Annotated in this window: 13 protein-coding genes; 2 read left to right on the forward strand and 11 right to left on the reverse strand. The window is 50.2% G+C overall.

Going from position 1 to position 12,639, the window contains the following annotated elements; all coding sequences use genetic code 11:
- Positions 1 to 52: 52 nt before the first annotated feature.
- The gene (gene bhsA / locus ACUU1M_RS00725; RefSeq protein ID WP_000800146.1) at positions 53 to 310 is read right to left on the reverse strand and encodes a multiple stress resistance protein BhsA; all 258 of its coding nucleotides are present in this window, start codon (positions 308 to 310) and stop codon (positions 53 to 55) included.
- Positions 311 to 550: 240 nt separating this feature from the next.
- Here bhsA and comR point away from each other — a divergent pair, with 240 nt between their 5' ends.
- A complete protein-coding gene (comR, locus tag ACUU1M_RS00730) occupies positions 551 to 1,183 on the forward strand; it encodes a TetR family copper-responsive transcriptional repressor ComR (protein ID WP_024260846.1) in 633 nt (210 codons plus the stop codon).
- A gap of 61 nt (positions 1,184 to 1,244) precedes the next feature.
- Here the strand turns inward: comR and ACUU1M_RS00735 are convergent, their stop codons facing one another.
- From ACUU1M_RS00735 to hinT, 8 genes are all read right to left on the reverse strand, one after another.
- Entirely contained in the window at positions 1,245 to 1,784 is a 540-nt protein-coding gene (locus tag ACUU1M_RS00735) for a glycine zipper 2TM domain-containing protein (protein WP_001043455.1), read from the reverse strand.
- Between the two features lie 226 nt (positions 1,785 to 2,010).
- Complete coding sequence (gene ndh, locus ACUU1M_RS00740; protein ID WP_005074381.1) at positions 2,011 to 3,315, reverse strand: NADH-quinone dehydrogenase; 1,305 nt, start codon at positions 3,313 to 3,315, stop codon at positions 2,011 to 2,013.
- Between the two features lie 407 nt (positions 3,316 to 3,722).
- Positions 3,723 to 4,265 carry an alpha/beta hydrolase YcfP gene (gene ycfP / locus ACUU1M_RS00745; protein ID WP_000587933.1) on the reverse strand — a complete coding sequence of 181 codons (543 nt, stop codon included), beginning with the start codon at positions 4,263 to 4,265 and terminating at the stop codon, positions 3,723 to 3,725.
- A 22-nt stretch (positions 4,266 to 4,287) separates the two neighbouring features.
- Positions 4,288 to 5,313, reverse strand: coding sequence for a beta-N-acetylhexosaminidase (nagZ, locus tag ACUU1M_RS00750; protein WP_000529311.1), 1,026 nt, complete (start codon positions 5,311 to 5,313; stop codon positions 4,288 to 4,290).
- Between the two features lie 10 nt (positions 5,314 to 5,323).
- Entirely contained in the window at positions 5,324 to 6,148 is an 825-nt protein-coding gene (gene thiK / locus ACUU1M_RS00755; RefSeq protein WP_001116580.1) for a thiamine kinase, read from the reverse strand.
- Positions 6,129 to 6,770, reverse strand: coding sequence for a penicillin-binding protein activator LpoB (gene lpoB / locus ACUU1M_RS00760; protein ID WP_000164451.1), 642 nt, complete (start codon positions 6,768 to 6,770; stop codon positions 6,129 to 6,131). The genes thiK and lpoB overlap by 20 nt, the downstream gene beginning before the upstream one ends.
- A 14-nt stretch (positions 6,771 to 6,784) precedes the next feature.
- Positions 6,785 to 7,162 (reverse strand): YcfL family protein, encoded by a 378-nt coding sequence (locus ACUU1M_RS00765; RefSeq protein WP_001225297.1) that lies wholly within the window; start codon positions 7,160 to 7,162, stop codon positions 6,785 to 6,787.
- Positions 7,163 to 7,164: 2 nt separating this feature from the next.
- Positions 7,165 to 7,524 (reverse strand): purine nucleoside phosphoramidase, encoded by a 360-nt coding sequence (gene hinT, locus ACUU1M_RS00770; RefSeq protein ID WP_000807125.1) that lies wholly within the window; start codon positions 7,522 to 7,524, stop codon positions 7,165 to 7,167.
- A 333-nt stretch (positions 7,525 to 7,857) separates the two neighbouring features.
- Between hinT and fhuE the strand changes: the two genes are divergently transcribed.
- Positions 7,858 to 10,047 (forward strand): ferric-rhodotorulic acid/ferric-coprogen receptor FhuE, encoded by a 2,190-nt coding sequence (gene fhuE, locus ACUU1M_RS00775; protein WP_000953435.1) that lies wholly within the window; start codon positions 7,858 to 7,860, stop codon positions 10,045 to 10,047.
- A 59-nt stretch (positions 10,048 to 10,106) separates the two neighbouring features.
- Here fhuE and ptsG read toward each other — a convergent pair whose 3' ends face one another.
- Together ptsG and ACUU1M_RS00785 are read right to left on the reverse strand one after the other, a co-directional pair.
- Positions 10,107 to 11,540 carry a PTS glucose transporter subunit IIBC gene (ptsG, locus tag ACUU1M_RS00780; RefSeq protein ID WP_000475710.1) on the reverse strand — a complete coding sequence of 478 codons (1,434 nt, stop codon included), beginning with the start codon at positions 11,538 to 11,540 and terminating at the stop codon, positions 10,107 to 10,109.
- 294 nt (positions 11,541 to 11,834) lie between these two features.
- Positions 11,835 to 12,632, reverse strand: coding sequence for a metal-dependent hydrolase (locus ACUU1M_RS00785; protein ID WP_000480234.1), 798 nt, complete (start codon positions 12,630 to 12,632; stop codon positions 11,835 to 11,837).
- Positions 12,633 to 12,639: the final 7 nt, after the last annotated feature.

The raw sequence follows: 12,639 nt of genomic DNA on the forward strand, positions 1-12,639 counted from the left end.
GCATGTCGCGGGGAAAAAATCAGCAGTAGCAGGCATTAATGAGGGTTAATGCTTATTTATAAATTACTGCTGTTCCATGGAGGGTATTCGGACCGGTTACAGAAGTAATACGGAAAGATTTTGCGCCCATCTCATCCGCTTTTTGCGCCAGCTGCTCTTCCAGCGATCCCAGATTTGTCCCCGCGTTAGCACTGATAGTACCGACTTTTTGTTGGCCTTCTGGCGTTGACTGAACTTCGACAGCCGCAAAGTTGGCAAATGACATGGAGCTTAAAATCGCCGCAGCGATGAGGGTTTTTACGTTTTTCATAATAGTGGCCTTATGCAGATGAATGACGTCGCAAGAAATTACTTAACGATCGATAACTAAATGATAGATGTGATCTGGATCACATACAAGATATTTTTTATAACAATCATTAATTAATTTAAAAATCTTTAAATTTCAGTTAAATAGAAAGAAATTATTTTTATGGGATCTGGACTGGTGAACGGAGGTGATTATTTTTATAATAACCTTTCATTCACAGTCACCAGGTACAACGGCATCATGGCAACTGACTCAACACAATGTGTAAAAAAAAACCGTGGCCGCCCAAAAGTGTTCGACAGGGATGCCGCGCTTGATAAGGCCATGAAATTGTTCTGGCAACACGGTTATGAAGCGACTTCTCTTGCGGACCTCGTCGAAGCGACCGGAGCCAAAGCGCCCACGCTATACGCGGAATTTACCAACAAAGAGGGGTTATTTCGTGCCGTTCTCGACCGCTATATCGATCGTTTTGCCGCTAAGCATGAAGCACAGCTGTTTTGTGAAGAGAAAAGCGTGGAGTCTGCGCTGGCTGACTATTTTGCTGCCATCGCCAACTGCTTTACCAGCAAAGACACCCCGGCAGGCTGCTTCATGATCAACAACTGCACCACCCTCCCCCCAGATTCAGGAGATATCGCCAATACGTTGAAATCACGCCATGCGATGCAAGAGCGCACTTTGCAGCAGTTTTTATGTCAACGACAAGCGCGCGGGGAAATCCCGACCCACTGTGACGTGACACATCTGGCAGAATTCCTTAATTGTATTATTCAGGGGATGTCGATCAGCGCACGCGAAGGTGCATCGCTGGAAAAACTGATGCAGATTGCCGGAACGACTTTGCGTTTATGGCCCGAACTGGTGAAATAAGTCGCAAAAAAAGCCCCTCAGCCTGAGCGAATGAGGGGCCAAATTGCAGAGTACAGCCTTGTTATACTTTGTTATTCAAAATCAGTTGCCCGTTACTATCTAGCGGGATCTGCGTACCCGGATCGCGGTCCATGCGGATTTTGCCCTGCTGATCGCCAATCTTATAGGTCACATCATAACCGAGCATTTTTTCTGACTTGTCATACACCGTTTTACAACGCTGTTGCGTAGTCGTGTAAGTATCGCTTTCCTGGAGAGAGCCCTGGATCTGGTTACCGGCATTTCCACCACCCAGCGCCCCCACAACAGTGGCGACATCTTTACCGCGACCACCACCAAACTGATGCCCTATCACGCCACCAGCAACAGCGCCGAGCACCGACCCGGTAATGCGATTTTCATCCTGCACCGGTCGACGATGGGTCACTGTGACGTTGCGACACTCCTGACGCGGTGTTTTAACCGTTTCCTTGATTGGGGTTGCAGAAACAACCTGAGCGTATTGCGGGCCCCGTTCAAACACGTTCAGACTGGCCACTGCCGCTACGCCCAACGCAGCTGCGACACCAATCCCGATACCCGCCAACATTGATTTATTCACGGGAACACCTCCTTCTTTGCAGTTATGCCAATCATGCAAGCGAAGGAGAAAAGCAGCTATCAGACAGAAGATGAAAAGCGCGGGAATGACTGGAAATACTTAAGGATTCGGAGGAGTCTGAAGGAATGCCCGATGCGACGCTTAACGCGTCTTATCAGGCCTACCGCTCGTACCATTTGTCCAGGGCGGATAAGGCGTTTATGCCACATCCGCCAGTGTACGTCGATTAATGCAACTTCAAACGCGGACGGATAACGCGGTTAATACTCCCCACCAGCATCATTAATCCGGTTTTAAAGTAACCATGCAGCGCAATCTGATGCATTCGGTATAGCGAGATATATACAAAGCGCGCAATTCGTCCTTCAATCATCATTGAGCCGCGCGTCAGGTTACCCATCAGGCTACCAACGGTGGAGAAGTTCGACAGCGATACCAGCGAACCATGATCTTTATACTGATAATTTTTCAGCGGCTTACCGTTCATCTGCGCCAGAATGTTGTTCATTGCGCAAGTCGCCATCTGGTGTGCAGCCTGAGCACGCGGCGGAACAAAGCCCCCTTCCGGACGCGGGCATGACGCGCAGTCGCCAATAGCGTAAATGTCTGGATCGCGAGTGGTTTGCAGCGTCGGTTCCACCACCAGCTGGTTGATACGGTTAGTTTCAAGACCACCGATATCTTTCAGGAAGTCTGGCGCTTTGATCCCGGCTGCCCATACCATCAGATCAGCCTCAATATATTCGCCATCTTTAGTGTGCAGGCCGCCTTCATCAGCACTGGTGACCATGGTTTGCGTCAGCACGCGAACGCCAAGTTTCGTTAGCTCGTTGTGGACCGCAGCAGAGATACGTGGCGGTAATGCAGGCAAAATACGTTCTCCCGCTTCTACCAGCGTTACGTTCAGGGCTTCGTTGGTCAGGCCTTTGTAACCGTAGCTGTGCAGTTGCTTGACCGCGTTGTGCAATTCAGCGGAGAGTTCTACACCCGTCGCGCCGCCGCCGACAATCGCAATGTTCACTTTGCCATTTGCGCCCAGGTTGGCAGAGTATTTCAGGAACAGATTCAGCATCTCCTGGTGGAAGCGACGCGCCTGGTGCGGGTTATCGAGGAAAATGCAGTTCTCTTTGACGCCTGGCGTATTGAAATCGTTAGAGGTGCTACCCAGCGCCATGACCAGGGTGTCATAGGCGATTTTACGTTCCGGAACCAGCAGTTCACCTTTCTCGTCGCGTAGTTCTGCAATAGTGATTGTTTTCGCTTCACGATCAATATCAATGACGGAACCCAACTGGAACTGGAAACCATGATTGCGCGCATGGGCCAGATAGCTCAACGCATCGACGCCTTCATCAAGCGAGCCAGTCGCCACTTCGTGCAGCAGCGGTTTCCACAGGTGGCTGTGGTTACGATCGACCAGCGTAATTTTGGCTTTTTTCTTACGTCCCAGCTTATGCCCCAGCTGTGTTGCCATTTCCAGCCCACCAGCACCGCCGCCGACAATCACAATCTTTTTCAATGGCGTAGTCAACGTGCCCCCCTTAAATTTATTAACCAATTGTTAATTAATGGTTATTAACATAGCTCTTAATTAACAACAGGTTACAGCAATGAAAATGTTCTTCGCTATTGAGAATAACATGAATGGTGCATTGGTCATACCAAAATTGATGTTAATCAAGTTTTGTTGCTTAAAAGATAGGCAACTTTACCGGGGGAGATCAAAAAATAGAGTTTATTGTTTATTATTTGAGCAAATTCGGAAGAGTAATATAGGGTGAAGCGTATATCGAGGGCGTTTGGTCGTCCTGATAAGATGCGCAGCATCGCATCAGGCATTGATGCTCGACTGTCGGATGCGGCGTGGACGCCTTATCCGACTTACAGAATTCGGAGCGCATCAGGTACCGGCAAGGTTACCTGATGCGACGAGGGCATTTACCCGAGGGTTTTGAACGCTTTAATGCGCTGTAAATGCGGGGAGATATTCTTGAATTTGTGCGTCTGCTCTTCGTCCCAGACAATCTCGTAATAATGATGCAACTCTTCAGATGTCCGCTGGCTGTTAAGTGCTTCATCATTACGCGACAAAATAACCAGACAACGATCGCGATTCTTCTCGCGGAAGTTGGTCACACACTTAGTGGCAATATCGGCATACTCTTCCGGGCGATCAATCTTGCCTTCCATGTTCTCATAAGGGAACAAATTAGGGTTGAAGATCACCTGGCGGATATCGCAAAGAAAACCAATCCGTTCCGCCCAGTATCCGCCCAGGCCAACGCCGCAAATTAGCGGACGCTCGTCAACGTTCAGTTGCAACATTTTGTCCACTTCTTTAAGCAGATGCTGCATATCATGTTTCGGATGCCGCGTACTGTAGCTTATCAAGCGTACATCCGGGTCAATAAACTGCAATTGTAAGACTTTCTCGTGGTTACCCGGACTGTTAGAGTCAAAACCGTGTAAATAGATAATCATCGCTTCCTCACATAAGCCAGGGTTAGTGACCTGCTTTCTCTTCCTGCCAGCGTTCATGTAACTGATTCAGACGGGTGCTGATCGCTTTCCAGCGAGCCGAGTCCATCAGTTCCTGTCGCGAAAATGAACCTTTATGATACAAACGTGTAACACGTTCTGCCTTGATCGGTGACAGATTATCTAACACGCTGACGGCCCCTTTACGATTATTGCAGACCAGGATCATATCGCAACCCGCATCCAGTGATGCCTGCCCGCGTTCGGCATAACTGCCCATAATCGCGGCACCTTCCATCGATAAATCGTCAGAGAAAATCACGCCGTCAAAACCCAGTTCCTGACGCAAAACGGTTTTCAGCCAGTAGGGAGAACCGCTCGCCGGACGCGGATCAACATCACTGTAGATCACATGCGCAGGCATAATGGCGTCGAGTTTATTTTCGCGGATTAAGGAACTGAAGACCGACATATCTTTAGCGCGAATCTCCGCTTGTGGACGTGGATCGCACGGTGTTTCTTTGTGTGAGTCTGCCGTTACTGCACCGTGTCCTGGGAAGTGTTTCCCGGTCGTTTTCATTCCGGCTTCATGCATACCATCAATAAACCGGCTGGCAATTGCCAGGGCTTTTTGTGGATCGGCATGATAAGAACGCTCGCCAATCGCCGCGCTGATATGCCCGACATCCAGCACTGGCGCAAAGCTGATATCAATATCCATAGCGATCATTTCGCTGGCCATCAGCCAACCCGCCTCTTGCGCCAGTTTGCTGCCCTCTTCCATTCCCAACAGCGCAGCAAAGGATTGTGCTGCCGGTAAGCGGGTAAAACCTTCGCGAAAACGCTGCACGCGTCCACCTTCCTGATCTACCGCCACCACCAGATGATTGCGCGATGCTGCGCGGATCTGGCGCACCAGTTCACGTAACTGGGCAGGATCATGATAGTTACGCGTAAAGAGAATCAGCCCTCCCACCAGCGGATGCGCCAGTATTTCACGCTCTTCCGCGTCCAGTTCGTAACCTTCGACATCCAACATTACTGGACCCACACTGCTCTCCTTATTGTTTTATTAATAGCTGCCGCCAGGTGTCATCGGCCAGCCTGATAAATTGTTGATCGCCGGTTTGTCGCCAGCGGTACTCAAACCACCCTCCTTTGAGCATCAGCAGCCAGGGAAACCATCGCCTGACCTGACGCCATAATTGCGCCGGATAAATCTTCGCGCGAGTGGCATAGTCATTGACCAATTGCCGGTGCTGTTCAGTATTTTCCACCCACACCGCCGCCAGTTCCAGCGCGATATCACCATCTCCCGCATACTCCCAGTCGATGAGTTTTAACCCTGATGCGCTATGCACTAAATTTCCGGCGTGGACATCCATATGCAATGGACTTAAGCGTAAAGGTCGTGGTTCCCGCGCTTTGCGCAGACGTTTTAACATTCGCAGCCAACCCACAGTCCGCCGCGCCGGATCGCTTTGCTGCCAGTACAGTTCCAGTAAGGGCAACAGCGTTATTCGCCAGCCAAAACGTGGTTGTTGATGTAGATAATACAGCAAGCCTGCCAGTTCGTTGGTATCCGGCAAATACGTTTTTACCGCGCCGGGCAGATAGTCGACTACCATCCAGTCACGGAGATATAAATGCGGCTTCGGTGCAATGCTTGCGGGTAGTTGTGATAAAGCCCGATACTGGCGCAAGAACGCGGACTGCGGCGCATCAGGATCGTGCGGCTGACGCACAACAAAACGCTGGCCCTGATGTTCAATGAGAAAACTACCGCCACTAAGCCCACTATTAAACGTCGTGACGGGATGAAACTGCGGGAAAAAGCGCGACAGCAATTCGTCGCGCGTGATGGGATTATTGCTGCGAAACGGCACCTTTACCTGACCAGATAATTTCGCCCGTCTGCACCAGCATCAGCTGCATTTGTAGGGTCGGAGCGTTAACGTTGCCAGAGGCGCTGGAGTACAGCACGTAATGAGCGCCGACATTGCGGGCAATGCCTATGGCTTTACTACGGGTGCCTAAACTGTCCTGCGGCGACAAACCTAACTGTTGCTTAGCCATCGACAGTTGCTGGGCGGAAACCAGGGTAAATTTCCCGTTATTAGCCAGCGCATTTCGCAGCGTTTCGGTCGCTTCTGCGGCATTCAGCGAACCGTTAGTACGGTTGTTAACGCTATCAACCAGCAGGACGCTACCCGCAGTCACCCCGTCAGCCCCAAGCATCTTACTGACCATCGGCTGCATTGCGCCATTCCAGTCATAATGGCGAATATGCGGCGCAGGCGGTGCCGTTCGATCTTCGTGCTCAATTGGGCCTGGCTGCTGCGGGATCGTCGGCACCGAGGGCACTGTGGGGACAGGCTGTTGTGGCTCGGCTGGTTGTTCCGGCGCTGGTTTCACTTCTTCTACCGGTGCAGGTTCACGTTGCCCCACACACCCGGCGAGAAACATCGCCAGCGCGGTAATCAAGGCGTAGCGACTCATTTTTGTCATCAAGATTCACCCCTTTACAAATATAGATAAAGTCTGACTTTGTGCGCCCCCAGAAAATTGGCGCTGCCGTACAGCGTTACCGCCGAATGTGCGGGAATGGTAACGCTGCGTGGCCTTTCCAGAGGATGCATCTCCAGCCCTCTGGCGTCATACCAGTAAAAACGATAATGAACGGTAACGGGTTCTTGCCTTTCGTTATAAAGCGTTGAGGATGCTGAAGGTTGAATATCAGACGTCGAAAGGACGGGCTTTTCTGCACTGATGCCCGCAGCCAATAAAGATGACTCCATCACCAGCGATTGCTCATCATTCACCGGAATTTCCGGATGTGAACGACAGCCCACCAGCAGTAACAACACCAGAGACACCAGCCCAAAGCATCCTTTTCTCATCGTTACAGACCTTTATGCGCCAGCATTGGTCCCAGCGGACGGCCACCCAACAAGTGCATATGGATGTGGTAAACCTCTTGTCCGCCATGGCGGTTGGTATTCATGATCAGACGATAGCCATCTTCGGCAATACCTTCTTGCTCAGCAATTTTTGCCGCTACGGTGATCATGCGTCCCAGCGCCTGCTCATGCTCAGCTGACACGTCGTTCACAGTCGGAATGAGGATATTCGGAATGATCAGAATATGCGTTGGCGCTTGCGGCGAAATATCGCGAAACGCCGTTACCAGATCATCCTGGTAGACGATATCGGAGGGGATCTCACGACGAATAATTTTGCTGAATATAGTTTCTTCTGCCACGACATTTTCCTTTTTCAAATAGCCATGCGTTGCGCCATGCTACGCCGCGCCACACTGCGAGTATAGAGTATGGTCGAGTTAAACCAGCTCTTTCAACCTTAACTCACGATTTCTTAAGCAAAAAATCGTTTTGCTGCCGTATATATCGCCATTATTCCCATTTCTGCCTGCGAATGCGCTGAAAAGACATTCTCTGTTTGGTTTACACGACAAATATGAATGCGTATATTTCTCATTTGCATTTGCAAGAAAAATTATTCGCACACTAAATATAACCGCTCATCACCCTCCTCCGGCATGAGCCTGACGACAACATAAACCAAGAGATTTCAAATGCTTTCAACACAATTTAACAGGGATAATCAATATCAAGCCATCACCAAACCGTCACTACTTGCCGGTTGCATAGCACTGGCACTATTACCTTCTGCCGCTTTTGCTGCACCAGCCACTGAAGAAACTGTGATTGTTGAGGGTTCAGCCACAGCTCCAGATGATGGCGAAAATGATTACAGCGTAACGTCTACCTCTGCGGGTACCAAAATGCAGATGACTCAACGTGATATTCCTCAGTCGGTCACTATTGTTAGCCAGCAGCGGATGGAAGATCAGCAGTTACAAACGCTGGGCGAAGTGATGGAAAACACGCTGGGGATCAGCAAAAGTCAGGCGGATTCCGATCGTGCTCTTTATTATTCCCGCGGATTCCAGATCGATAACTATATGGTTGATGGTATCCCCACCTATTTTGAATCGCGCTGGAATCTGGGCGACGCACTTTCTGATATGGCACTGTTTGAACGCGTAGAAGTAGTGCGTGGCGCGACAGGACTCATGACCGGGACGGGTAATCCATCTGCGGCAATTAATATGGTTCGAAAACACGCGACCAGTCGTGAATTTAAAGGCGATGTCTCGGCGGAATACGGTAGCTGGAACAAAGAACGGTATGTGGCGGATTTACAAAGCCCACTCACCGAAGACGGTAAAATCCGCGCGCGAATTGTCGGCGGCTACCAGAATAACGACTCATGGCTGGACCGCTACAATAGTGAAAAGACCTTCTTCTCGGGCATTGTCGATGCTGATTTAGGCGATCTTACGACGCTTTCAGCCGGTTACGAATATCAGCGCATTGATGTTAATGGCCCAACCTGGGGCGGTTTACCGCGCTGGAATACTGATGGCAGCAGCAACAGTTACGATCGCGCACGCAGTACCGCACCTGACTGGGCGTACAACGATAAAGAGATCAACAAGGTCTTTATGACCCTGAAGCAGCGGTTTGCTGATACCTGGCAAGCGACACTGAATGCCACCCACTCTGAAGTCGAATTTGACAGTAAAATGATGTATGTCGATGCCTATGTAAACAAAGCGGATGGTATGCTGGTTGGGCCATACAGTAATTATGGACCTGGCTTTGATCATGTCGGCGGCACCGGTTGGAACAGTGGCAAACGTAAAGTTGATGCGCTGGATTTGTTCGCTGACGGTAGTTATGAATTGTTTGGTCGTCAGCACAATCTAATGTTTGGTGGCAGTTACAGCAAACAAAACAATCGTTACTTCAGTTCATGGGCCAACATCTTCCCGGATGAAATTGGCAGTTTCTACAACTTTAATGGCAATTTCCCACAAACCGACTGGTCACCACAGAGCCTGGCGCAGGACGATACCACACATATGAAATCGTTATATGCTGCCACTCGTGTCACCCTTGCCGATCCGCTGCATCTGATCCTCGGCGCACGTTATACCAACTGGCGGGTTGATACGCTGACTTACAGCATGGAGAAAAACCACACCACGCCTTACGCTGGTCTGGTGTTTGACATCAATGACAACTGGTCGACCTACGCCAGCTATACCTCTATTTTCCAGCCGCAAAATGATCGTGACAGTTCAGGCAAATATCTGGCTCCAATCACCGGTAACAACTACGAGCTGGGTCTGAAATCGGACTGGATGAATAGCCGTCTGACCACCACGTTAGCCATCTTCCGTATTGAGCAGGATAATGTCGCTCAGTCCACCGGTACACCTATCCCCGGCAGCAACGGCGAAACCGCCTATAAAGCGGTGGATGGGACAGTCAGTAAAGGGGTGGAATTTGAACTCAACGGCGCAATTACCGACAACTGGCAGCTGACATTTGGCGCAACGCGCTATATTGCAGAGGATAACGAAGGAAACGCCGTTAATCCTAATCTGCCACGCACCACGGTTAAAATGTTCACCAGCTATCGGTTGCCTGTCATGCCAGAGTTGACAGTCGGCGGTGGTGTTAACTGGCAAAATCGCGTGTATACCGACACCGTGACACCGTATGGCACCTTCCGCGCCGAGCAAGGTAGCTACGCGCTGGTGGATCTCTTCACCCGCTACCAGGTGACGAAAAACTTCTCGTTACAGGGGAACGTCAATAACCTGTTCGACAAAACCTACGATACCAACATGGAAGGTTCTATCGTCTACGGCGCACCGCGTAATTTCAGCATTACCGGCACGTATCAATTCTGAATAACACCTGTAAAAAAGGCAGCCATCTGGCTGCCTTAGTCTCCCCAACGTCTTACGGATTAGTGGTTACGGATGTACTCATCCATCTCGGTTTTCAGGTTATCGGATTTAGTACCGAAAATCGCCTGAACACCAGAACCAGCAACCACTACGCCCGCTGCGCCCAGTTTCTTCAGGCCAGCCTGATCCACTTTAGACACATCAGCAACGCTGACGCGCAGACGGGTAATACATGCGTCGAGGTTAGTAATGTTTTCTTTACCACCAAATGCAGCAACCAGAGCCGGTGCCATTTCGCTGGTACCTGTTGCTTTTGCATCTTCAGTCGCGTCTTCACGACCCGGCGTTTTCAGATCCAGTGCTTTAATCAGCACGCGGAAGATGGTGTAGTAAACAATCGCATAACCGATACCGACGATCGGGAACAGCCACAGTTTGCTGCTGTTACCAGACAGAACGATGAAGTCGATCAGACCGTGCGAGAACGACGTACCGTCACGCATCCCCAGAAGAATACAGATTGGGAATGCCAGGCCTGCCAGAATCGCGTGGATGATGTACAGGATCGGCGCAACGAACATGAAGAAGAACTCGATCGGCTCGGTGATACCGGTCAGGAACGAGGTCAGCGCCGCGGAGATCATAATACCGCCCACTTTCGCGCGGTTTTCTGGTTTAGCAGAGTGCCAGATAGCAATTGCGGCAGCTGGCAGACCGTACATTTTGAACAGGAAGCCACCAGACAGTTTACCCGCAGTCGGGTCACCCGCCATATAACGCGGAATGTCGCCGTGGAAAACCTGACCTGCTGCGTTGGTGTATTCACCAATCTGCATCTGGAAAGGTACGTTCCAGATGTGGTGCAGACCAAACGGTACTAGGCAACGTTCGATGAAACCGTAAATGCCAAACGCAACTACCGGGTTCTGGTAAGCAGCCCACTGAGAGAAGGTCTGGATTGCAGAACCAATCGGCGGCCAAATGAAGGACAGCACAACGCCAGTAAAGATGGCAGCCAGGCCAGAAATGATCGGCACAAAGCGTTTACCGGCAAAGAAGCCAAGATACTCAGGCAGCTTAATACGGTAGAAACGGTTAAACATGTACGCTGCAATCGCACCGGAGATAATCCCTCCGAGTACGCCAGTATCCGCCAAGTGTTTAGAGGCGATTTCTTCAGCAGGTAAATGCAGTACCAGTGGCGCAACCACGGCCATGGTTTTAACCATGATGCCATAGGCAACAACTGCGGCCAGCGCGGATACGCCATCGTTATTGGTAAAGCCGAGGGCGACACCGATCGCAAAAATCAGTGGCATGTTTGCAAAGACGGAACCGCCTGCTTCTGCCATAACATGCGATACAACGGCGGGCAGCCAGCTGAAATTCGCGGAACCGACGCCCAGCAGAATACCTGCGATAGGTAGTACGGATACCGGCAGCATCAGCGATTTACCGACCTTTTGCAGGTTAGCAAATGCATTCTTAAACATAATTGAGAGTGCTCCTGAGTATGGGTGCTTTTTTTACGTTCTCACGCGTGGCAAGGGGGGAGAGCCTCGCCGTGTACAGGGCATCTAAGCGCCCTTTATTTATTACACAGAGTAAAATAATTCAGTGCCAATTTGTTTGACGGCTATCACGTTTCAACTTCAGATCATTGGAGAAGTTGCACATTTTGACAAAACATATGTCACAATATTTCAAACGCGGTTATTCACCGCCCAATTTTCGGCGGTGAACTTTACTCGTTTTAGCCATTAATTACGAGCTTTAAAAAAACTCATTCAACGGATGGATTGAAGGCGGGAAGCGTCGATGTGAAACAGACGGGCGAAGTTATCGGTGGTTACCTGCGCCAGTTCTTCAACGGCAACACCTTTCAACACAGCCATGTATTCTGCAACGTCACGAACCATCGCAGGTTGATTCTCTTTTCCTCGATGCGGTACCGGCGCAAGGTAAGGTGAGTCAGTTTCCACCAGTAATCGATCCAGGGGGACATAACGCGCAGCATCGCGCAGTTGCTCCGCATTACGGAAGGTCACAATGCCGGAAAAGGAGATGTAAAATCCGAGATCCAGTAATTTACCCGCCGTTTCTCTGTCCTCTGTAAAACAGTGTAGTACGCCACCGCAATCCGTCACTTTTTCTTCGCGCAGAATTGCCAGCGTATCGGCACGGGCGTCACGGGTATGGACGATAACCGGCTTGTTCAGTTCACGACCAATCTGGATATGATGGATGAAGGACTCTTGCTGACGTACTTTAGTTTCCGGTGTGTAATAATAATCCAGCCCGGTTTCACCCAGCGCTACAACACCCTCTTCTGCCGCCAGACGGCGTAAATCTTCTACATCGTAGGGATCATTCTGGTTGAGTGGATGCACGCCACAAGAAAATACGACGTTGTCACGTTCGCCTACCAGATCCCGTATATGTAAATAACCCGGTAATGTTGTGGCGACTGCCAGACAAAATTTCACATCGCGTGCGGCGGCTTTCGCCAGAACGTCATCCACGTCCTTATGCAAAGATTCATAATCCAGACCATCGAGATGGCAGTGTGAGTCGACTAAAAACATGATGTCT

This window comes from Shigella sp. SIG6 (assembly GCF_053555815.1).